Source organism: Rhizobium acaciae (assembly GCF_025941625.1).
Lineage (GTDB): Bacteria > Pseudomonadota > Alphaproteobacteria > Rhizobiales > Rhizobiaceae > Rhizobium > Rhizobium acaciae.
Window position 1 is genome coordinate 150,771 of sequence record NZ_JAPCZO010000017.1, and the last position, 21,659, is coordinate 172,429.

Consider the following 21,659-nt stretch of genomic DNA (forward strand, 5'->3'; position numbering starts at 1 on the left):
GAAAGGATAAGTCCATGTTTACGTTTCGCAATACCATAACAGCAGGAGTTGTTGCGCTGACGTTTGCCGCCACCTCCCTTACAGCGACAACACCTGCCTTGGCTCACGGCGGCGGAGGCCATGGCGGTGGCGGCTTCTCGCGGGACGGCGGCCACTTCGGCGGTGGCGCGCATATGGGCGGCGGCAATTTCGCCGATCGCGGCTTCGGTGCGCATCATTTCGCCGGAGCCGGCCATTTTGGCGGACACCGCGACGGCCGTTTCGCCTTCCATGATAGAAATCGTCTGTTCTTCGGCGATGACGACTATGACCCGGAACAGTGCCAGCCGGAATGGCTCAACCAGTACGGCCATCGCGTGCTGGTGGAAGTCTGCTCTTGATGACGGTCCCACAGGCCTCTGAGGAATCGTGAAACGATCAGCTGCCCGCTAACCGATCAGCAACGCATCGTCATCCAGCGTCTGGCCGCGCATCTTGCGGAACATTGCGATCAGATCCTCGACCTGCAACGTCTTGCGGCTGTCGCCGGCGACATCGAGCACGATCTCACCGCCATGCAGCATCACCGTCCGGTGGCCATAATCGAGCGCCTGGCGCATCGAATGCGTCACCATCAGCGTCGTCAGCTTGCGCTCGGAAACGATCTTCTGGGTCAGGCCCATGATGAATTCCGCCATGCCGGGGTCAAGCGCCGCTGTATGTTCGTCGAGCAGCAGCACCTCCGAGCCCGCCAGCGTCGCCATGACGAGCGAGACCGCCTGGCGCTGGCCGCCGGAGAGCAGGTCCATGCGGTCCTTCATGCGGTTCTCCAGCCCGAGATTGAGCTCGGCGATCCTCGCGCGAAAATGGTCGCGCCGTTTTGCGCCAAGCGCCGAAACGAGCCCGCGCCGTTCGCCGCGCCGCGCCGCAAGCGCCAGGTTCTCCTCGATCGACAAGGCACCGCAGCTTCCGGTCAGCGGGTCCTGGAAGACACGGGCGACCAGCCCGGCGCGCGCCGCCGTCGTCTTGCGCGTCACGTCGGCACTGCCGATCAGCACCTGCCCCTCGCTGGCCAGCACATCGCCGGCGAGCACGCCGAGCAGCGTCGATTTGCCGGCGCCGTTCGAGCCGATGACGGTGACGAAGGAGCCTTCCTCGATCGTCAGGCTGACACCCGAGAGCGCCTGCTTCTGCAGCGGCGTGCCGCGCCCGAAAACGACCTTGATGTTCTTGAGGTTGATCACGACGCGGCACCTCCGCGCAAACGGGGAAGGATGAGCGCCACGGTCACCAGCACGGCCGTGACGAAATTGAGGTCGGATGCCTGCAGGCCGATGACGTCGCTCGAAAGCGCCAGCTGGATCGCGATGCGATAGAGGATCGAGCCGAGCACGCATCCAACAAGCGCGATTAACAGACCACGCCGCCCGAGCAGCGTCTCGCCGATGATGACGGCAGCCAGACCGACGACGATCGTGCCGACGCCCGAGGTGACGTCGGCAAAGCCGTTCGTCTGGGCAAACAGCGCGCCGCCGAGCGCCACCAGCGCATTGGAAATCGCCATGCCGAGATAGATCTGCCGGCTGGTATCGACGCCCTGGGCCCGCGCCATCCTTGCATTGGCGCCGGTCGCCCGCATTGCCAGCCCGGCATCGCTTTCCAGGAAACGCCAGACCAGGATGAGCGCGATGACGACCAGTACACCCACGAAGAGCGGCCGCACGTAGAAATCGCGAAGGCCATGGCCGAAGAACGGGCTGATCATCGTGTCGGCATTGATGAGGGCGACATTGGGTTTGCCCATTACGCGCAGATTGACGGAAAACAGTGCGATCATCGTCAGGATCGAGGCGAGCAAATTGAGGATCTTGAAGCGCACGTTGAGCAGCGCCGTCACCATGCCCGCGGCGGCACCGGCCGCCATGGCGATCAGCGCTGCAAGCCAGGCATTGACGCCGGCAATGATCAGGACGGCCGTCACCGCCGCGCCAAGCGGAAAGGAGCCATCGACCGTCAGGTCGGGGAAGTCGAGAACTCGAAAGGCGAGATAGACGCCGAGAGCGACGAAGGAATAGACCAGTCCGAGTTCGACGGCCCCCCAGAATGCGATTTGGCTCAAGGCTTCCGCCCCTCTTCTGTCCGTTTCCGCTCCGCGCCCTGCGTGAAGCATCAGGCTTTTAATACCATCAGCCGCCCCCGTGTGGAACGGGAGCGGCTGCAAACTCGATCAGCGACGGCAGTCGCCTTGTTTATTCGATGACTTTGGTAGCGCGGGAAAGCACGCTCTGCGGCAGGGTGACGCCCATCTTCTCGGCCGCCGCCTTGTTGACGACGAGATCGCTGCCGGCGGCAGTCTTGACTGCTATGTCGCCCGGGTTCTCGCCCTTCAGCACGCGCACGACGATCTCGCCGGTCTGCTTGCCGACATCATAATAGTTGAAGCCGAGGGCAGCGATCGAGCCACGCGAAACCGAATCCGTATCGGCGGTAAAGAGCGGCAGCTTGCTCTCCTCGGCAACGGCGACAGCGCCTTCAAGCGCGGAGATGATCGTGTTGTCGGTCGGAATGTAGATCGCATCGGCGCGGCCGACGAGCGCACGCGCCGCACCCTGGACCTCGGCCGATTTGGTGGCGGCCGATTCGACCACCTTCAGGCCAGCCTTTTCGGCTTCAACCTTCAACACAGCGAGCAGCGAAACGGAATTCGCCTCGCCGGAATTGTAGAGATAGCCGATAGCTTTCACATCGGGCAGGATTTCCTTGATCAGCGCCAGGTGCTCGGCGACCGGCGACATATCGGAGAGGCCGGTGACATTGCCGCCGGGCTTGTCCATGTTCTTGACGAGCTGGGCGCCGAGCGGATCGGACACGGCCGTGAAGACGACAGGAATGTCGCGCGTCGAGGAGACGACGGCCTGGGCCGAGGGCGTCGAGATCGGCACGATGACATTAGGCTCGTCGCCGGCGAACTGGCGGGCAATCTGGGCCGCCGTCGCCGGATTGCCCTGCGCCGACTCGAACACGAATTTCAGGTTCTCGCCTTCCTTGTAGCCGGCGGCCGCCAGCGCATCGAGAACGCCCTTGCGCGCCGCATCCAGCGCCGGATGTTCGACGATCGCCGTCACCGCGACGGTGACGTCATCAGCCTTTGCGGGTAGGGAAAGGGCCAAAGTGGCGGCAAGAGCGAGTAAAATCGGGCGCATGGGGATCCTCCTGAATGATTTTGGGGGCACTTTTAGGAAAAGCGCCCCCTGAAATCAATCGCGGAGAATTGTAGCGAGGATCAAACTTGCTGATCAGTCGTCGGCGCCGTGATTGGCGATCATCATCGCCTCGAAGGCCAGACGTTCGGTCTTGCGCATGCGTTCGGATTCCGATTTCAGCTGGCCGCAGGCGGCAAGGATGTCGCGGCCGCGCGGCGTGCGGATCGGCGAGGCATAGCCCGCCGAATTGATGAAATCGGCGAACTTCTCGATCTGCTCCCAGTCCGAACACTGGTAATTGGTGCCGGGCCAGGGATTGAACGGAATGAGGTTGATCTTTGCCGGCACGCCCTTCAGGAGCTTGATCAGCCCCTTGGCGTCTTCCAGGCTGTCGTTGACATCCTTCAGCATCACATATTCGAAGGTGATGCGTCGCGCGTTCGAAAGACCAGGATAGGACCGGCAGGCCTCGATCAGCTCCTTCAGCGGATACTTCTTGTTGATCGGCACCAGAAGGTCGCGCAGATCGTCGCGCACCGCATGCAGCGAAATCGCCAGCATGACGCCGATCTCCTCGCCGGTGCGGAAGATCTCCGGCACGACGCCGGAGGTGGAAAGTGTCACGCGTCGCCTGGACAGCGACAGGCCGTCACCATCCGTTGCGATCAGCAATGCCTGCTTGACGGCATCGAAGTTATAAAGCGGCTCACCCATGCCCATCATGACGATGTTGCTGACCTTGCGCCCCTCGGCAGGCATGATCGTACCCTGCGGCGCTTCACGGTCCGGGAAGTCCCCAAGCCGGTCGCGGGCAAGCAGCAGTTGCGAAAGAATTTCCTCCGCCGTCAGATTGCGCACCAGACGCTGCGTCCCGGTATGACAGAAGGAACAGGTGAGCGTGCAGCCGACTTGGCTGGAGATACAGAGCGTGCCGCGGCCCTCTTCCGGAATGTAGACGGCCTCGATCTCGACGGGACGCCCGGCGCCGCGTGGGGGAAAGCGCAGCAGCCACTTGCGCGTGCCGTCGTTGGAGACCTGCTCCTCGACGATCTCGGGACGTGCGATGGTGAAATGCTGCTTCAGCATCTCCCGCATGTCCTTGGCGACATTCGTCATATGGTCGAAGTCGGAGACCCCGCGCACATAGATCCAGTTCCAGAGCTGCGAAACGCGCATCTTGATCTGCTTCTCGGCCACACCCTTTTCCCGGAGTGCAGCCCCCATCTCCTCGCGCGACAGCCCGATCAGGGACGGCTTCTCGACGCCGGAAGCAGAGCGGGGCGCCTGAGGCGTGATGACATCAATCGCATCCATGACGGACATAGGCATTCATCCCGAATTCGAACACGTAGCCGCCGCGCAAACCCTGCGAACTTCAGGGCTAAGCCGGAAGACTGGCGGGTGCATGACGGCACATTGGCAGAAATTGAATGGCGGAACGGCGACGGATATCGCGATCTGTCCGCTGTTGCGCGGCCTTTAGCATCATTTTGCCCGCGCGTCACTATAGATGGAAACGACAAGAGCCGGCGCAAGGCCGGCCCTCGAAGCTCTGAGAACAAAAAAAGCTTACTTGCAGGTTTCGATCTGCTTCAGCGCAGCCGAGATACCTGAGAGCGAATAGCTGTAGGAGGTGCCGGTGCCCTTGCGCGAAACGGCATTGACCGTCATCGAATGACCGGTCTTCATCGCGGCGACGAGGGCCGGCTCCTGCGCCGCGTTCTCGACCCATCCGGCCTTGTCCTTGGTGAACATCACGAAGGTCTTGTTGTCGATGACGACGTTGATCTTCGAATTTTCCTTGACCGTGTAGCCCATCATCGCCTGCGGCTCGTAGGAGATGTTCTGGCCCGGACGCTGGGAGACGATGAAGAAATTGTCGCCGTGGTCGACGCTTGCCGGCTGCTTTGCCGTCGGAACGGACAGCACGTAGCAGACGGTGCTGCTGCCCGACTTGTAGGAGTAGGCGCCCCATGCCTGGAACTGCTGGATGCGGTTCGGCGCGGCCTGTTGCGCTGTCGCAACTCCGGCCATAACAAGGGTGAGTGCGAGAGCGGATACGATACTTTTTACAAACATGGATTCCTGCCGGTTCTTGCGATTCAAGGCCCGAAGCGATCATAGCGGGCGCCGCATAATCACGATCTGCTTTATTTTGACTTAATTCAGGTTACCAAATGGTCAACAATAGCTGCGATTTGTATCTGCCTGTGTCATTTCAGCTCGGGTGTCAATTTCGTCCCTTTAACGGTATCGGCCGCGACACCGTGCCCCAATGGCACTGGCCGTGCGTTCGGCTGAATTTAAGACACAAAGATTCAGGCAAGAGTTTGACCTTTCCCAAATCCGTTGTACCTCAGTAAGACTTGGAAATCCGGGACGAAATTATTGTCGCAGGGGGCTGGTGAGGAGATATGGATGCCGAGGAAAGACAGCGTTTCGCTGCCCTCGCGAAGGCCGTCGCGGACGATCGCGACCAGCAGGCCTTTTCCATCCTGTTCGACTATTTCGCACCCCGCCTGAAAGCCTGGCTGATGCGCCAGAGGATGACATCAGGCGAGGCCGAGGAACTGGTTCAGGAGGTCATGATCGTGCTCTGGCACAAGGCAGACCTCTACGATGCCAAGCGATCTTCCCTCTCGACCTGGCTTTTCCGCATTGCCCGCAATCGCCGCATCGACATGCAACGCCGCGCCAATACCCGCATCTTCGACGAGACCGATCCGGCCCTGCAGCCGCCGGCCGATATCGGCGCGGAAGAAATCATCGCCAATGACGATCGCGACGCCAAGATACGCGCCGCCGTCGGCCAATTGCCGGAGGAACAGCGCGACATGCTGCGTGCCGCCTTCTTCCTGGGTCAATCGCATTCGGAGATCGCCGAAGCGACCGGGCTGCCGCTCGGCACGGTGAAGTCACGTATCCGGCTTGCCTTCGGCAAGCTCCGCAAGGTGCTGGAACGCGAAATCGCCTGATGCAATGTCGCCCGAAAGGACGCAGCGCTTTGGGGATGACACACGCATGAAACAAGCGGTCGCATCCCGGTTGGACGCGACATGCGTTAAATCGTCTTCATCGCTTCTTCCGGCCGATCGGCGAGAACGCGGTCGGCCGCTTCGTAGTGGCCCGGCCGGATGTGGCCGCGCACCATGGCAAAGGCCGCCGAGAGCACGGCGATGTCGTCGGAAAAGCCGATGACGGCGAAAATATCCGGGATCATGTCGACCGGCATGACGAAATAGGCGAGTGCCGCAAGCAGCACGCCGCGCACCTTGGTCGGCGTCTGCGGATCGAGCGCGCAATAGAAACCGGCGACGACATCGCGCGAGAACGGGATCTGCCGCACCGCCCGCCGGAACGTCGGCCAGAATTTCTGCCTTACGGTCTTCTCGCGCCGGCTCTGGGTGTCCTCGTCGCCCGGCAACAGGATTTCCCCGAATTTGACCTCGTCCATCCCTGCATCCCTTTTGTCCATGCGAACATATGGTGATGGTGCCCAGTCTTTCAATCGGCCCCTTTCAATCGGCCCGCTTTCAAACAACACCGCGTGCTGCAGCCTTCTCCATGGCTTTGGCGAGCTTGAAATCCAGTTCCGTCAGCCCGCCGGCATCATGCGTGTTCAGCGTCACATCCACCCTGGAATAGACGTTGAACCATTCGGGATGGTGGTTGAGCTTCTCGGCCGCAAGCGCTGCCTGCGTCATGAAGCCGAAAGCCTCAACGAAATTTGCAAACTTGAACGTCTTCGATATCGACGAACCCGCATCATTGAGCGCCCAGCCCGAAAGCTCGGTCAGTTGCGCCTCAACCGCCGTCCGTTCCAGTCTTTCCATTTTCATGCCATGCTCCTCTTCTCTGTCGACAGGTTACCGATGAAACGCATCAGCATCCTCTTCGTTTGCATGGGCAATATATGCCGTTCTCCGCTCGCCGAGGGAATTTTTGGCCATCTCGTCGCCGCGGCGGGGTTGACCGGCGGTTTTATGATCGATTCCGCCGGCACTGGCGGCTGGCATGAAGGTGAGCCGCCCGACCGGCGTTCGATAGCCACCGCGAAAAGCCACGGCATCGACATATCGGGACAGCGCGCCCGGCGCATTCAGCCGAGGGATTTCAGGGATTTCGATCTGATTCTCGCCATGGACCGCGACAACCTGGCGGCGCTCGAAAAGAGCGCGCCGCATGGGGCGAATATCCATCTGTTCGGTGATTCTGCGCTGGGAACCGGAGAGGATATCACCGATCCCTATTATGGCGGCCCTGATGGTTTCGAGCTGGTCTACACCAGGCTCTTGACCGGCTGCTGCAGGCTGCTCGAAACGCTGGGCGTCGAGCGTGCCTCGTGCAGCGGGAACACTTCCTCAGTGAGGTAAGGCCCTCCACCAACCGATTCGCGCGACGAAAGCAGCACGAAGCGCGGTGCGGTGAAGGTTGCGGTATGGAAGTTGCCGCGCCCCGCCAGATATTGCACGACATCGTCGAGCCGCGAGGATTTGAGCCGCGCCAGCGTCACATGCGGCATGAATTTGCGGGGATCCGGCGGCAGGCCGATGCGCTGGCAGATGCGCTCGATCTCGCCCTGCAGGGCATACATTTCAGGCGATTGCGAGACGCCGGCCCAAACCGAATGCGGTTTCTTCGAGCCGAACGAACCGATGCCTTCAAGCCGGAACTGGAATTCCGGCCGGTCGATCCGGTCGAGGCGTTCAACGATTTCATCGGCCGTCCGGCCATCGACATCACCGATGAAGCGCAGGGTGATGTGGTAATTCTCCACATCGATCCATCGTGCTCCGGGGAGGCCACCGCGCAGCAATGAAAGACTCATCGCCGCATTACGCGGAATTTCGAGGGCGGTAAACAGTCTCGGCATCACGAGCACTCCCCGAATCTTTTGCAGGTGCTCACACGGAATCACGCAATCAACAACCGCGCAAGCCCCTATTTCTTCACAGAAGAAATCGTTTCGACGAAATTTGTGACAGCAGGCTCCATCTTCTCGACCATGACATCGACACCTCTCGTATTCGGATGCATGCCGTCATCGAGCTTCAACCCCGCCTCCAGCGCGACGCCGTCGAGGAAGAAGGCATAGAGGGGAAGCCCATGTTTTTCCGAAAGTTTCTGGTAGATCGGATTGAACCGTGCGGCATAATCCGCCCCCATGTTCGGCGGCGCCATCATGCCGGCGAGCAGCACGGCAATCCCACGCGCCTTTAGCCGGGTAATCATCTGATCGAGATTCTTCTCGCTTTCTTCCGGCGGGATACCGCGCAGCGCATCATTGGCGCCAAGCTCGAGAATGACCCCATCGGTGCCGTCGGGTACCGACCAGTCGATGCGCGCAAGACCGCCTGCCGTCGTGTCTCCGGAAACCCCAGCATTGGCGATGGTGACGTCGAGGCCCTTCGCCTTCAAGGCAGCCTGCAGCTTTTCCGGAAAGCCGTCGCCGGGCGGCAACTGATAACCCGCCATCAAACTATCCCCAAAACCGACGAGATTGATCGTCCGGGCATTGGCTGCAGTGGCAAAGATCAGCGAGACGGCGATGACGGTGAATTGAAGGGCGGCAACTTTAAATCTCATCCTGGTTTCCCTAGATTGGCGAGGTGCCGTTATGCGGCCTTTCGATTACCGACTTATATAGGGCGATTTCTGTTGGCAAAAACCATTATCGAGTTGAAGGGCGCCGATCTGACCCTTGGCAGCGCAGCCGCCTCCGTCCATGTGCTGAAGGGCATCGATCTCGATATCGCGGCCGGCGAATCCGTCGGCATCGTCGGCCCTTCCGGTTCCGGCAAATCCACCCTGCTGATGGTGCTTGCCGGGCTGGAAAAGCTCGATAGCGGCGAGATCAACATCAATGACACGCCGCTCCATAGCCTCACCGAGGACCAAGTCGCCGATTTCCGCGGCCGCAACATCGGCATCGTCTTCCAGTCCTTCCACTTGATCGCCAACATGACGGCGCTGGAAAACGTCGCCGTGCCGCTCGAACTCGCCAATGTCGGCAACGCCTTTGAGATCGCTCATCGCGAGCTGAAATCGGTCGGCCTCGGCGAACGGCTGAACCACTATCCCGGTCAGCTTTCCGGCGGTGAACAGCAGCGCGTGGCGATCGCCAGGGCGCTCGCCCCCTCGCCCGCCCTGCTGATCGCCGACGAGCCGACCGGTAATCTCGATACCGAGACCGGCCGCCAGATCGCCGACCTTCTGTTCTCCAAGCAGGATGAACGCGGCATGACCCTGCTACTCGTCACCCACGACGTCTCGCTTGCAAACCGATGCTCACGCCAGATTCGCGTCCGCTCCGGCCGGATCGAAGGCGACAGCGCCGCCCGCCGCAGCGAAGCGGCGATCGCATGAGGATCATCACCCCACGCGTCTCGCTCGCTTTTCGCCTGGCGCTGCGCGAGCTGCGCGGCGGCATCCGTGGCTTCTACATCTTCCTTGCCTGCATCGCGCTCGGCACCGGCGCCATCGCCGCCGTCAACTCCGTTTCGCAGTCGATCACCGATACGATCGCCTCGCAGGGGCAGGAACTGCTGGCCGGCGACGTCCGCTTCGAACTCAACAACCGCGAAGCCACGCCTCAGGAAGTCGGTTTCCTCGAAGGCCTTGGCACCGTTTCGGTGTCAACAGGCCTGCGCTCGATGGCCCGCAAGCCCGACGGTTCCGATCAAGCGCTGGTCGAGGTCAAGGCCGTCGACGACGCCTACCCGCTCTACGGCAAGTTCGTGGCCGAGCCGGACTATCCGCTTGCAGCACTGCTTTCGGGCCAAAGCGGCACCTATGGCGCGGTCGCAGCGCCCCTGCTTCTCGATCGGCTCGGGCTTGCGGTCGGCGACGAATTGCTGCTCGGCAACGTCAAGCTCAGCATCACCGGCACGGTGAAAACCGAGCCGGATGCACTGTCGGAAGGTTTTGGCTTTGCGCCGCGTCTGCTTGTCAGCCGCCAGGCGCTCCAGGCCTCCGGGCTGATCCAGACCGGAAGCCTGGTCGAACATGCCTATAAGATCCGGCTGGACGACAAGGGCGCGATGTCGGGCATCCAGGCGCGCGCCTCCAAGGAGTTTCCCTCCGCCGGCTGGGCAATCCGCACCAGCGACCGCGCCGCGCCCTCGCTCACCGAAAACATCACCCGTTTCTCGCAGTTCCTGACGCTGGTCGGCCTCACCGCGCTGATCGTCGGTGGCGTCGGCGTCGCCAATGCCGTGCGTGCCTTCCTCGATTCCAAACGCACCACCATCGCCACCTTCAAATGTCTCGGTGCCCCGGCGCAGGTTGTCGTTCTGATCTATCTGTTCCAGATCGCCATCATCGCTCTCGGCGGCATCCTGATCGGCCTTATCATCGGCGCCCTGTCGCCGATGCTTGCCGCGCAGTTCCTGGCGCAATTCCTGCCGGTCTCGACCGTGCCGACCCTCTATCCCGGCGCCCTGCTGCTGGCGACACTCTTCGGCATCCTGACCACGCTCGCCTTTGCCATCCTGCCGCTTGGCCACGCTCGCGAAGTGCCGGCGACCGCGCTGTTCCGCGAGCAGGGCTTCGAGGCCCGCCACCTGCCCTCCTGGCCCTACATCCTGCTTGCCGCCCTGTTCATGGCCGCCCTTGCCGGGCTTGCCATTCTCACTGCCTATGACCGCTTTATCGCCGTCGTCTTCGTCGGCGCAATCGTCTTCGCCTTCGTCGTCCTGCGCCTCGTCGCCGCGCTGATCGCCTGGCTCGCGCGCCGCAGCCCGCGCGTCAATTCGCCGGCGCTGCGGCTTGCGATCGGCAACATCCACCGCCCCGGCGCATTGACCCCCTCGGTCGTGCTCTCGCTCGGCCTTGGCCTGGCATTGCTGGTGACGCTGACCCTGATCGACGGAAACCTGCGCCGGCAGTTGACTGGCCGCATGAACGAGGGTGCGCCGAACTTCTTCTTCGTCGATATCCAGAGCGCCGAGGTCGGCGCCTTCCGCAATCTCGTCCAGGGCCAAGCGCCGCAGGGCAAGCTCGTCGAAGTGCCGATGCTGCGCGGCCGGATCATCGCCTTCAACGGCGAGGACGTCACCAAGATGAACGTGCCGGCGGCCGGCCGCTGGGTGCTGAACGGCGATCGCGGCATCACCTATGCCGAAACCTTGCCTGAGAACGCCGCCCTCACCGAAGGCAAATGGTGGGACAAGGATTACAGCGGCGAGCCGCTTGTCTCTTTCTCGTCGGAAGAGGCGCATGAGCTCGGCCTCAAGCTCGGCGATAAAGTCACCGTCAACGTGCTCGGCCGCAACATCACGGCGAAGATCGCCAATCTGCGCCGCGTCGAGTGGGAATCACTGTCGATCAATTTCGTCATGGTCTTCTCGCCGAATACCTTCCGCGGCGCCCCGCATGCGTGGCTGGCGACGCTGACCGATCCCTCTTCGACACCGGCCGAAGATGCGGCGATCCTGAAATCCGTCACCAACACCTATCCGACGATAACAAGTGTGCGCGTCAAGGACGCGATCGATATCGTCAACCAGCTGGTCGCACAGCTGGCGACCGCGATCCGCGCCGCAGCCTCGGTCGCTCTCATCGCCTCGATCCTCGTCCTTGCCGGCGCGCTTGCCGCCGGAAACCGGGCGCGCACCCACGACGCGGTGGTGCTGAAGACGCTCGGTGCCACGCGCGCGATGCTGATCCGCGCCTTCAGCTACGAATATCTGATCCTCGGGCTTGCGACCGCGATCTTCGCGCTGATCGCCGGCAGCGTCGCCGCCTGGTTCATCGTCGCCCGCATCATGCGCCTGCCCTCGACGTTTCTGCCCGACGTGGCGGGACTGACGCTCGTCACAGCACTCGTCCTCACCGTCGGCATCGGCCTTATCGGCACCTGGCGCATCCTCGGACAGAAGGCGGCCCCCGTTTTGCGCGAGCTTTGACCGGGCAGCGGCACCCAAACCCTTCACCTTACGGCGATTTAACCGACCGAGCCTTTGCAAGCCTCTTGTTTGCAAAGGGCGAAAGCCTCATATTATCCGCAGGCATGCTGGAGCTCCGCAGCGGCGCCCGGGTCGAAAACCCCGACACCGTATTTCCATCGGAGCTTGTAAGAGGAAACTATGGCTGATCTTCGTAACTATCAAAGCCGCGCTCAGACCGGCGAGATGATTGATCAAGGCCTGCGCGCTTATATGCTCAAGGTCTACAACCTGATGGCGCTGGGTCTGGCGATCACCGGTGTGGCCGCATATCTGTCGTTCCAACTCGCCTTCGCCAATGGCGAACTAACCGCTTTCGGCCAGGCGATCTATGTGAGCCCGCTGAAGTGGGTGGTCATTCTGGCGCCGCTGGCTCTGGTGTTCTTCCTGAGCTTCCGGATCAATAGCATGACGGTGGTGGCCGCCCAGACGACCTTTGCGGTCTACGCCGCGCTCGTCGGCCTGTCGCTCTCGTCGATCTTCCTGATCTATACGGGTCAGAGCGTCGTCCAGACCTTCTTCGTCACCGCCGCCTCCTTCGGCGCGCTATCGCTTTACGGCTACACGACGAAGCGTGACCTGTCGGCGATAGGCTCGTTCCTGATCATGGGTCTGTTCGGCCTGATCATCGCCTCGATCGTCAACATCTTCCTGGCGTCGTCTGCCGTGCAGTTCGCGATCTCGGTGCTCGGCGTGCTGATCTTCGCAGGCCTCACCGCCTACGATACGCAGCGGATCAAGGAATTGTACCTGGAAGCCGATGACGTCGCCGTCGCCGGCCGCAAGGCGATCATGGGTGCGCTGACGCTCTATCTCGACTTCATCAACCTCTTCATGTTCCTGCTGCAGTTCATGGGCAACCGTAAATAAGCAGGACCGACTGGGATCGAAAAGGCGGCTTCAGCCGCCTTTTTTGTTGCGTAGGCTTTCACGGAATGGTTTTAGAAAGCCCTTGCCGCCCTTATGGATATGCTGCTGAAATGTCCTTCCTCCTGCGCGATGCCACGCAAGCCCATATTCCCGCCATTGCCGATATCTATCGCGAATCCGTCCTGAACGGCGTCGCGAGCTATGAGATCGTGCCGCCCTCCGAGGCTGAGATGGCGCAACGTTTTTCGGCGATCGTCGGCCAGCAATATCCCTATATAGCAGCCATCGGCATGGACGGGACGCTTCTCGGCTACGCCTATGCCTCGGCCTTCCGCACGCGTCCTGCCTATCGCTGGCTGGTCGAGGATTCGATTTATCTGGCGCCGCAAGCCCGCGGCCGCGGCATCGGCAAGGCGCTGCTCGCCGAACTGATCATCCGCTGCACCACCCTCGGCTTTCGTCAGATGGCAGCCGTCATCGGCGGCGCCAGCCCTGCCTCGATCGCGCTTCATCGCACGGCCGGCTTCGAGGAGGTTGGTCTGATGAAGGGCACCGGCTACAAGCACGGCCGCTGGCTGGATACGATGTTCATGCAGCGCGCCCTTGGCGAAGGCATGAGCACCGATCCGGACCCGTCCGTCTATCCCGGCGCGCTGTTTAACGGCTGATATGGCTTAATGCATGTCGCCCAAAAGTGTGCAACGGCTTTGGGATAACGACATACATAAAACAAAGACTTAAAGCGCGACGCGCTTTAATTGTCGACGAGCTTCAGGGCCTTGTCGAAGACCTTCAGCACCTGGTTCAGTTCGTGACCGCGCTTCAGGATCGTCCCGTTGCCGCTGATCACGGAGTAGGCGCCCTGCTTGGCGGCGAGCTTAGGATTTTTCTCGATGCGGAAGAGCGGTATTTCGCCGGAACGCTTGAAAACGGAAAAGACCGCCCTGTCCTTCAGGTGATCGATGGCGTAGTCGCGCCATTCACCATCACCGACCATCCGGCCGTAGATCCAGAGGATCGCGTCCAGTTCGCGCCGGTGGAAGGTCACCGGAAGCGGGTCCTTGCTTTGTTTGTATTCCCTGAGATCGACGACGACTGAGGAACTGTGGTCGACGGAACGGCTTTCGCCGTGTCGCAAATCCGGCTGATCTGTCATCAGTCTCACAAGGCCTCCACATGTGACAGGAGAGTGACAGTTTGCCCGAGCCGCCGCAAATTGCAAGAGCGCCAGCCGTCACATTCCGCCGCACGTCTGTCGCGCAAGGTCGCTGTAGCACTTTGAGTCAGTGCATCGTGCCTTGCGAAAGTTGGGTTCGATTTTCGGAAAGCATGACGCACTGGACAGGGCAACGCTTTCTCCGCAGCGCCGCATTTCAGTCAAAACAGCGCCTCATTTGCAGGAGATTTATGAATTCCAGTTTGGCGCCAGCGCGCCAAAGGGCCCGGCGGAGCGTATCGACCTTAACCCCAGCCCCGAATACGCTCGGCCGGGCCGCCCCAGCACTTCATCCGCAACCGGATGAATCTCAGATATTTTTGCCAGCCATCACCACGGTCGCGCCAAGGATCGCAGCCGGATCGCCGTCTGCGGTCGCCGATTGCAGCAGGATGGCGCAGCCCTCGAGCTGCGGCCGCTGCAGGACGCTGGCCGGCAGCGTCAGACTGGTCGCCTTGCCGTCCCACATGCCGACGGTTTCGACATTGGTGACGCTGTGCAGATAGGAGATCTTCTGGCCGCTGTTCTCGCCTTTTTCGACATCGATCGTCTTTTCCTTGTCGAAATAGACCATCACGACATTGGCTTTGCCCTGTCCCGCGCCGATCTTGATCTCCAGCTCGTCGCCGCGCATCGCGGCACTGATCGGAACGGTCAGCCCGTTGCCTTCGCTGCTATAGGTGTCGATCTTGCTGTTGATGCCATTCAGATCGGCGCCGGCCAGATGGTCGCGTCCATTGACGATGGCCTGCGGCGTGTAGACGTTGCTGCGGCCCATCGTCTTGGCATAGCCATACTGCCGCTCGGTGTTTTCCTTGGAGCTCAGCGTATCGGCCCAACCGAGATAGTTCCAGTAATCGACATGATAGGCGAGCGCGATAACATCGCCCTGGTTCACCAGCTTGCGGAAAGCAGCATCAGCGGGAGGACAGGAGGAGCAGCCCTGCGACGTGAAGAGTTCGACGACACCTTTCGGCGTGCCGTCTTCGGCCTGTAGCGGGCCTGAGAGAACAACACCGGCGATCAGCGGAATCAAAAAACGGGGGGACATTCACCTGCACCTCTTTTTCAGCGCCGACGGCATGTTTGAACCGGGGCCCTGACATATGAACGTACGAATAATCCTTCCGGGTCCAAACGAAAAGTCACGAACGGGTGAGACGTAGCTCGACGGGAACTTGCATAAAACAAATCATCGTGAGCCCGTCCAAATACTGTCGTCGCACCAAAGAAAAGCCGCCGGAGATTGCTTTCCGGCGGCTATTATCAAATAAGTCTCCTAGATCCGGATGATTTTAGGCCGACCCGGCCTAAAATCTGAATCCGGATCTACATCAAAGAAGAAGAGCATGATGTCGTCCGAAAACCGCTCACACTTTTCGGCATCATGCTCTGAAAATCAGGCAGCGAGATCGCGCAGAACCGTCTGCAGGATGCCGCCATTGTTGAGGTAGACCACCTCGTCGAGCGTATCGACGCGCGACAGCAGCGGAACCTCCTTCACGGTGCCGTCGCCATAGGTAATCCTGGCGATCTTCTTCTCGCGCGGCTTGATCTTTTCCAGACCTTCGATGGTGACGAGTTCGTCGCCCTTGAGGCCGAGGCTCTGCCAGGTCGTGCCCTCTTCGAAGACGAAGGGGATGATGCCCATGCCGACCAGGTTCGAACGATGAATGCGCTCGAAGGACTGGGCGACCACCGCCTTGACGCCGAGCAGGTTGGTGCCCTTGGCAGCCCAGTCGCGCGAGGAGCCGTTGCCATATTCGACACCGGCGAAGATGACGAGCGGCACGCCTTCCTGCTTGTACTGCATCGCGGCGTCGTAGATCGAAGTCTCTTCCTTCGACGGGTAATGGATGGTGTAGCCACCTTCCTTGCCGTTCGGGCCGAGCATGTGGTTGCGGATGCGGATATTGGCGAAGGTGCCGCGCATCATCACTTCATGATTGCCGCGGCGCGTGCCGTACTGGTTGAAGTCGGCAACGGCAACGTCATGGTCGATGAGGTAGGCGCCGGCCGGCGATGCCGCCTTGATCGAACCGGCAGGCGAGATGTGGTCGGTGGTGATCTTGTCGCCGAACAGGCCGAGAACGCGGGCGCCCTTGATGTCGGAGACGCCGGTGCCCTTTTTGCCCATGCCGACGAAGTAGGGCGGGTTCTGCACATAGGTCGAATTGTCGTCCCAGGCATAGGTCTGGCCCGGCGGGACCTGGACGGCCTGCCAGTTGACGTCGCCCTTGAAGACATCGGCATATTTGCTTTCGTAGAGTTCGCGGGTCACGTATTTCAGGATGAATTCCTGGACTTCCTTCGAGGTCGGCCAGATGTCCTTGAGATAAACAGGATTGCCGCTCTGGTCCTCGCCGATCGGCTCCTTGGTCAGATCCATCTGCACCGTGCCGGCAAGCGCATAAGCGACGACGAGCGGCGGAGATGCAAGGTAGTTCGCCTGCACGTCGGGCGAGATGCGGCCTTCGAAGTTACGGTTGCCGGAGAGAACGCCGGAAACGATAAGGCCCTTGTCGTTGATCGTCTTCGAGATCGGTGCCGGCAATGGGCCGGAATTGCCGATGCAGGTGGTGCAGCCGAAGCCGACGAGGTTGAAGCCAAGCTTGTCGAGGTCGGCCTGCAGGCCCGACTTGGCGAGATATTCGCCGACGACTTGGCTTCCAGGTGCCAGCGAGGTCTTCACCCACGGCTTCGTCTTCAGGCCCTTGGCAACGGCGTTGCGGGCAAGAAGGCCGGCGGCGATCAACACTGACGGGTTGGAGGTGTTGGTGCACGACGTGATGGCCGCGATCGCCACGTCGCCATGGCCGAGATCGAAATCCGTGCCTTCGACGGCATAGCGGTTCGAAAGCTGGCCGGGCTTCTTGTAATCCGTGTCCATGGAGCCGGCAAAACCGGTCGCGATGTTCTCAAGCGAAATGCGGCCTTCCGGACGCTTCGGGCCGGCCATCGACGGCACGACGTCGCTAAGATCGAGTTCCAGCGTATCGGTGAAGACGAGCTCGGAGCCGTCGCCCTCACGCCACATGCCTTGCGCCTTCGAATAGGCTTCGACGAGCGCGATCCGGTCATGCGTGCGGCCGGACATGGTGAGGTAATTGATGGTTTCGCCGTCGACCGGGAAGAAGCCGCAGGTGGCGCCATATTCCGGGCCCATGTTGCCGATCGTCGCGCGGTCGGCGAGCGGCATGTTGTCCATACCGGGGCCGAAGAATTCGACGAACTTCGAAACGACGCCCTTCTTGCGCAGCATCTGCACGACGGTGAGAACGAGGTCGGTCGCCGTGACGCCTTCCTTGAGCTTGCCGGTCAGCTTGAAGCCGATGACTTCGGGCAGCAGCATCGAGACCGGCTGGCCGAGCATCGCAGCTTCCGCTTCGATACCGCCCACACCCCAGCCGAGAACGCCGAGACCGTTGATCATCGTCGTGTGGCTGTCGGTGCCGACGCAGGTATCGGGATAGGCGATCGTCTCGCCGTCCTCTTCCTTGGTCCAGACGGTCTGGCCGAGATATTCGAGATTGACCTGATGACAGATGCCGGTGCCGGGAGGCACGACGCGGAAATTCTTGAAGGCCTGCTGGCCCCACTTCAGGAAACGGTAACGCTCGCCGTTGCGCTGGTATTCCAGCTCGACGTTGCGGGCGAAGGCCTGCGGTGTGCCGAATTCGTCGACGATGACGGAGTGGTCGATGACGAGATCGACGGGAACGAGCGGGTTGATCTTCTCGGGATCGCCGCCGAGCGACACCATCGCGTCGCGCATCGCGGCAAGATCGACGACGGCGGGAACGCCGGTGAAGTCCTGCATCAGCACGCGCGCCGGGCGATAGGCGATTTCGTTTTCGACCGCACCCCTATTGTTCAGCCATTCGGCAACGGCCAGGATGTGCTCCTTGGTGACCGACTGGCCGTCTTCGAAGCGCAGCAGGTTTTCGAGCAGCACCTTCATCGAATAGGGAAGCTTCGACACGCCGGCCAGACCGTTTGCCTCAGCCTTGGGCAGGCTGTAATAGACATAGTCCTTCCCGTTGACGGAAAGCGTGGAACGACAATTGAAACTGTCAAGAGATTTAGACACGAGATACCCCGTTTCTGATAGCCAACACAGTCGTGCGAACGCCTATGCACTTAATGCACATCAGGATGCGGGTACGGCCATTTCCGCTGTCCGCACGTGGAACAGACGCTCCAAGTTCGGCGCAAGGATGAAATTCACGCCGACCGCTGGCGTGGTTGCAGGTCTTATAGATAATTTCCTAAAAACTTGCCATACCCGAGCACAGTCAAAATCGGACATTTTTTGACCCCGCCGCAAGCCGAAACCAGGAAAGAGCCGACGCATGCATCTCACCGCCGAAAATCTGGCTGCAAGGCGCGGTGAGGATCTCATTTTCGTTAACATTTCCTTTCACTTGGCAGCCGGCGAGGCGCTTGTGCTCACGGGAAAAAATGGATCGGGAAAGTCCACTTTGCTGCGTGTCGTCGCCGGCCTCCTCAGGCCGGAAAAAGGCACTGTCATATTTCACGACGAAGAGAGCCCGGGAGGCAGGCTCGCCGGGGAAGTCAGCCACTACCTTGGCCACCGAAATGCGATGAAGAATGAACTTACGGTTGCAGAAAACCTCGATTTCTGGCGCACCTTTCTCGGCAATACAGGCTCCGCCGCTCTTTCCGTGGAGGACGCCACTGACGCCGTCGGCCTTTCCGGCATCACCCACCTTCCCTTCGGTTATCTCTCCGCCGGCCAACAGCGCCGGATAGCCTTCGCCAAACTGCTGGTCAGCCACCGCGCCGTCTGGATCCTCGACGAACCGACCGCCGCACTCGATGCCAGCGCCGACCGGCTGTTTACCGATTTGATCACGGCGCACCTGGAAAAGGGCGGCATCGTGCTGGCGGCAACCCATCAGCCACTCGGGCTGAAGAATACGCAGGAATTGAAGATGACAGGCTTTGCCGGCGTGGATCATGGGGTATGGGGTTGATGTTTCTCGAGGTCGCTACCCCGTCCACCACACATAAAGAGAGCCGCCGCGCATGACTGCCCTCTTCCTGCGAGACCTGAAGCTCTCGATTCGCGCCGGCGGCGGTGCGCTGATCGGCGTGCTGTTCTTCCTGACCATCGTCGCCGTCATTCCCTTCGGCGTCGGTCCCGATCTCAAACTGCTGTCGCGCATCGGCCCCGCCATCGTCTGGATCGGCGCCCTGCTTGCCGCCCTTCTCGGCCTCGACCGCCTGTTCCAGGCCGAGCGCGACGACGGATCGCTCGACTTGATGCTGATACAGGAAACGCCGCTCGTCCTCACCGTGCTGGTCAAATGCCTTGCCCATTGGGCGGCCACCAGCCTGCCGCTGGTTATCGCCTCGCCGCTGCTCGGCCTCTTCATGAACATGGACGAGACGGCGATCGGCGCGACCATGCTGACGCTGCTCGTCGGCTCGCCCGCCATCACCTTCATCGGCGCCGTCGGTGCTGCCGTTGCCGTGGCGCTGCCCCGCGGCGGCCTGCTGGTCTCGATCCTCGTGCTGCCGCTGACCATTCCGGTGCTGATCTTCGGCGTCAGCGCCACCTATGCCGCAGTCGAGGATCCCGCCCCCTTCCTGCCGCCCTTCCTGATCCTCATTGCCCTGACACTCTTCTTCGCGGTCATCGGCCCGGCAGCCGCCGCCCTGGCGCTGCGAAACACAGCGGATTGATGGGCCATTCGATTGCGGGAAAAGCCGGATCAAGGTAAGGAAGCGATCATGAGTGAAACGAGCCTTGCCATCAGCAAATTCAGTGACCTCGCCAACCCGACGCGGTTTCTGGCGCTGGCGGCGCGCGCCATTCCGTGGCTGGCCTGCATCACCGCTCTCTGTTTCGCGGTCGGCCTCTATCTGAGCTTCGCCACCGAAGGCGATTACCAGCAGGGCGAGACCGTACGCATCATGTATGTGCACGTGCCCTCGGCCTGGCTTTCGATGATGTGCTATACGATCATGAGCCTCTCGGCGATCGGTACGCTGGTCTGGCGGCATCCGCTGGCCGATGTCTCCGCCAAGGCTGCAGCCCCGCTCGGCGCCGCCTTTACCCTGCTTGCCCTCGTCACCGGTTCGCTCTGGGGCAAGCCGATGTGGGGCACCTGGTGGGTCTGGGATGCGCGGCTGACCTCCGTCTTCGTTCTCTTCCTGATGTATCTCGGGCTGATTGCGCTCGGCCGCGCCATCGACGATCCGTCGAAGGCCGCGCGCGTCACCGCCGTGCTCATCCTCGTCGGCTTCGTCAACATCCCGATCATCAAATTCTCGGTCGAGTGGTGGAACACGCTGCACCAGTCGGCAAGCGTGCTGCGCCTCGACGGCCCGGCGATCGATCCGGAATTCCTGCGGCCGCTCTTCGTCATGGCGATCGCCTTCACCCTGCTCTTCTTCACGCTGCACATCATGGCGATGAGGAACGAGATCTGGCGCCGCCGCATTGCCGCCCAGCGCCGTCTTGCCGCCCGCATGGCGAGCCGGGAGGGTTAATCGTGACGCATGCCTTCTACGTCTACGCTTCCTATGGCTTTGCAGCCCTGGTGACGATCGCCGTCACGGTGTGGACCTGGGCCGACGGCCGCGCCCGTCGCAGGGAACTTGCAGCCCTTGAGGCTGCCGGCATTCGCCGCCGTTCGGCGCGCCCCAAGGACAGTGTGGGGGATGGCGAATGAACGACACGCCGGAAAACACCGCCACCAAGCCGCGCGGGCTGAGCCGTTACGCATTGGCGCTGCTGCCGCTCGTCGTCTTCGGCGGCATTGCGGCCACGGCCGCAAAGATGCTCTACGACCAGGATTTCCATGGCAAGAACATCGCCGAAATTCCCTCCGCCCTGATCGGCACCAAGGCGCCGGCGCTGAACCTGCCGCCGCTCGACGGCGCCAACCTGCCGGCGCTGACCGATGCGGCAATCAAGGGCAAGCTGACCCTCGTCAACGTCTTCGCCTCATGGTGCCTCCCCTGCCGGGACGAGCATCCGATATTGAAAGAACTGGCAAAGGATGGGCGGCTGAACATCGTCGCCATCAATTACAAGGACCAGAGCGACAACGCCCTGCGTTTCCTCGGCGAGCTCGGCAACCCCTTTCGGGCGATCGGCGTCGATCCGAACGGCAAGGCAGCGATCGACTGGGGTGTCTACGGCATTCCGGAAAGCTATCTGGTCGGGCCTGACGGCACGATCCTCTACAAGCGCGTCGGCCCCTTCGACGATATCAGCCTGAAGGAAGGGCTGTTTCCTGCGATGGAAAAGGCGCTCGGCAAGCCGGCTTCCTGAGTGAGTGATCCACAAAAGACCCCTCCCCAACCCCTCCCAAGGGGGAGGGACTTAACGTGCGGCTCTTGCCGTGCGTCCTATCGTACGTGGTTATGTGCGTCAAGTTCAGCAAAATGGGCGGTCATGAGACTGGTCATGCG

The 21,659-nt window shown here is 61.4% G+C and carries 24 protein-coding genes; 12 read left to right on the forward strand and 12 right to left on the reverse strand.

What is annotated here, in order from left to right; translation table 11 throughout:
- Positions 1–14 precede the first annotated feature (14 nt).
- The gene (locus OLZ32_RS25750; protein ID WP_003543633.1) at positions 15–380 is read left to right on the forward strand and encodes a hypothetical protein; all 366 of its coding nucleotides are present in this window, start codon (positions 15–17) and stop codon (positions 378–380) included.
- 48 nt (positions 381–428) lie between these two features.
- On the opposite strand, the gene OLZ32_RS25755 is transcribed toward OLZ32_RS25750, so the two are convergent.
- The 5 genes from OLZ32_RS25755 to OLZ32_RS25775 form a co-directional block, all read right to left on the reverse strand.
- A complete protein-coding gene (locus OLZ32_RS25755; protein WP_017995430.1) occupies positions 429–1,223 on the reverse strand; it encodes an ABC transporter ATP-binding protein in 795 nt (264 codons plus the stop codon).
- Complete coding sequence (locus tag OLZ32_RS25760; RefSeq protein ID WP_017989717.1) at positions 1,220–2,098, reverse strand: ABC transporter permease; 879 nt, start codon at positions 2,096–2,098, stop codon at positions 1,220–1,222. The genes OLZ32_RS25755 and OLZ32_RS25760 overlap by 4 nt, the downstream gene beginning before the upstream one ends.
- 130 nt (positions 2,099–2,228) lie before the next feature.
- On the reverse strand, positions 2,229–3,182 hold the full coding sequence (locus OLZ32_RS25765; protein WP_264423474.1) for an ABC transporter substrate-binding protein: 954 nt from the start codon (positions 3,180–3,182) through the stop codon (positions 2,229–2,231).
- Between the two features lie 93 nt (positions 3,183–3,275).
- Complete coding sequence (gene rlmN / locus OLZ32_RS25770; RefSeq protein WP_264423476.1) at positions 3,276–4,505, reverse strand: 23S rRNA (adenine(2503)-C(2))-methyltransferase RlmN; 1,230 nt, start codon at positions 4,503–4,505, stop codon at positions 3,276–3,278.
- Positions 4,506–4,751: 246 nt separating this feature from the next.
- Positions 4,752–5,261, reverse strand: coding sequence for an invasion associated locus B family protein (locus OLZ32_RS25775; RefSeq protein WP_003543638.1), 510 nt, complete (start codon positions 5,259–5,261; stop codon positions 4,752–4,754).
- A 335-nt stretch (positions 5,262–5,596) separates the two neighbouring features.
- On the opposite strand from OLZ32_RS25775, the gene OLZ32_RS25780 reads away from it, so the two are divergent.
- Positions 5,597–6,157: a sigma-70 family RNA polymerase sigma factor gene (locus OLZ32_RS25780; protein ID WP_003543640.1), complete on the forward strand. Its 561-nt coding sequence runs from the start codon at positions 5,597–5,599 to the stop codon at positions 6,155–6,157.
- Positions 6,158–6,243: 86 nt separating this feature from the next.
- On the opposite strand, the gene OLZ32_RS25785 is transcribed toward OLZ32_RS25780, so the two are convergent.
- Both OLZ32_RS25785 and OLZ32_RS25790 read right to left on the reverse strand, forming a co-directional pair.
- Positions 6,244–6,636: a YkvA family protein gene (locus OLZ32_RS25785; RefSeq protein WP_003543641.1), complete on the reverse strand. Its 393-nt coding sequence runs from the start codon at positions 6,634–6,636 to the stop codon at positions 6,244–6,246.
- 79 nt (positions 6,637–6,715) lie between these two features.
- Positions 6,716–7,021, reverse strand: a complete 306-nt coding sequence (locus tag OLZ32_RS25790) for a 4a-hydroxytetrahydrobiopterin dehydratase (protein ID WP_003543642.1) — start codon at positions 7,019–7,021, stop codon at positions 6,716–6,718.
- 33 nt (positions 7,022–7,054) lie between these two features.
- Between OLZ32_RS25790 and OLZ32_RS25795 the strand changes: the two genes are divergently transcribed.
- Positions 7,055–7,555: a low molecular weight protein-tyrosine-phosphatase gene (locus OLZ32_RS25795; RefSeq protein WP_003543643.1), complete on the forward strand. Its 501-nt coding sequence runs from the start codon at positions 7,055–7,057 to the stop codon at positions 7,553–7,555.
- Here the strand turns inward: OLZ32_RS25795 and thpR are convergent.
- Complete coding sequence (thpR, locus tag OLZ32_RS25800) at positions 7,462–8,055, reverse strand: RNA 2',3'-cyclic phosphodiesterase (RefSeq protein WP_003543644.1); 594 nt, start codon at positions 8,053–8,055, stop codon at positions 7,462–7,464. The genes OLZ32_RS25795 and thpR overlap by 94 nt on opposite strands.
- Before the next feature lie 68 nt (positions 8,056–8,123).
- A complete protein-coding gene (locus tag OLZ32_RS25805; RefSeq protein ID WP_017989721.1) occupies positions 8,124–8,768 on the reverse strand; it encodes an arylesterase in 645 nt (214 codons plus the stop codon).
- 72 nt (positions 8,769–8,840) lie between these two features.
- On the opposite strand from OLZ32_RS25805, the gene OLZ32_RS25810 reads away from it, so the two are divergent.
- The 4 genes from OLZ32_RS25810 to OLZ32_RS25825 all read left to right on the forward strand — a co-directional run bounded on the left by OLZ32_RS25810 (position 8,841) and on the right by OLZ32_RS25825 (position 13,665).
- A complete protein-coding gene (locus OLZ32_RS25810) occupies positions 8,841–9,548 on the forward strand; it encodes an ABC transporter ATP-binding protein (protein WP_003543646.1) in 708 nt (235 codons plus the stop codon).
- Positions 9,545–12,088, forward strand: coding sequence for an ABC transporter permease (locus OLZ32_RS25815; protein ID WP_003543647.1), 2,544 nt, complete (start codon positions 9,545–9,547; stop codon positions 12,086–12,088). Before OLZ32_RS25810 ends, OLZ32_RS25815 begins: the two co-directional genes overlap by 4 nt.
- A 180-nt stretch (positions 12,089–12,268) precedes the next feature.
- The gene (locus OLZ32_RS25820; RefSeq protein ID WP_003543648.1) at positions 12,269–12,997 is read left to right on the forward strand and encodes a Bax inhibitor-1/YccA family protein; all 729 of its coding nucleotides are present in this window, start codon (positions 12,269–12,271) and stop codon (positions 12,995–12,997) included.
- Between the two features lie 110 nt (positions 12,998–13,107).
- Positions 13,108–13,665 carry a GNAT family N-acetyltransferase gene (locus tag OLZ32_RS25825; RefSeq protein ID WP_003543649.1) on the forward strand — a complete coding sequence of 186 codons (558 nt, stop codon included), beginning with the start codon at positions 13,108–13,110 and terminating at the stop codon, positions 13,663–13,665.
- Positions 13,666–13,751: 86 nt separating this feature from the next.
- Here OLZ32_RS25825 and OLZ32_RS25830 read toward each other — a convergent pair whose 3' ends face one another.
- The 3 genes from OLZ32_RS25830 to acnA all read right to left on the reverse strand — a co-directional run bounded on the left by OLZ32_RS25830 (position 13,752) and on the right by acnA (position 18,303).
- Complete coding sequence (locus OLZ32_RS25830) at positions 13,752–14,153, reverse strand: DUF2794 domain-containing protein (protein WP_017989725.1); 402 nt, start codon at positions 14,151–14,153, stop codon at positions 13,752–13,754.
- A 370-nt stretch (positions 14,154–14,523) separates the two neighbouring features.
- Positions 14,524–15,264 (reverse strand): DUF1223 domain-containing protein, encoded by a 741-nt coding sequence (locus OLZ32_RS25835; RefSeq protein WP_003543652.1) that lies wholly within the window; start codon positions 15,262–15,264, stop codon positions 14,524–14,526.
- A gap of 348 nt (positions 15,265–15,612) precedes the next feature.
- On the reverse strand, positions 15,613–18,303 hold the full coding sequence (gene acnA, locus OLZ32_RS25840; protein ID WP_264423480.1) for an aconitate hydratase AcnA: 2,691 nt from the start codon (positions 18,301–18,303) through the stop codon (positions 15,613–15,615).
- 262 nt (positions 18,304–18,565) lie between these two features.
- Here acnA and ccmA point away from each other — a divergent pair, with 262 nt between their 5' ends.
- Genes ccmA through OLZ32_RS25865 form a run of 5 tightly spaced genes read left to right on the forward strand, consistent with a single transcriptional unit; the run spans position 18,566 to position 21,519 of the window.
- On the forward strand, positions 18,566–19,210 hold the full coding sequence (ccmA, locus tag OLZ32_RS25845) for a heme ABC exporter ATP-binding protein CcmA (RefSeq protein ID WP_264423482.1): 645 nt from the start codon (positions 18,566–18,568) through the stop codon (positions 19,208–19,210).
- 52 nt (positions 19,211–19,262) lie between these two features.
- Positions 19,263–19,922, forward strand: coding sequence for a heme exporter protein CcmB (gene ccmB, locus OLZ32_RS25850; RefSeq protein WP_264423483.1), 660 nt, complete (start codon positions 19,263–19,265; stop codon positions 19,920–19,922).
- Between the two features lie 48 nt (positions 19,923–19,970).
- Positions 19,971–20,732, forward strand: a complete 762-nt coding sequence (locus OLZ32_RS25855) for a heme ABC transporter permease (RefSeq protein ID WP_003543656.1) — start codon at positions 19,971–19,973, stop codon at positions 20,730–20,732.
- Positions 20,733–20,734: 2 nt separating this feature from the next.
- The gene (gene ccmD / locus OLZ32_RS25860; protein ID WP_164048477.1) at positions 20,735–20,914 is read left to right on the forward strand and encodes a heme exporter protein CcmD; all 180 of its coding nucleotides are present in this window, start codon (positions 20,735–20,737) and stop codon (positions 20,912–20,914) included.
- Positions 20,911–21,519, forward strand: coding sequence for a DsbE family thiol:disulfide interchange protein (locus tag OLZ32_RS25865; RefSeq protein ID WP_003543658.1), 609 nt, complete (start codon positions 20,911–20,913; stop codon positions 21,517–21,519). Before ccmD ends, OLZ32_RS25865 begins: the two co-directional genes overlap by 4 nt.
- Positions 21,520–21,659: the final 140 nt, after the last annotated feature.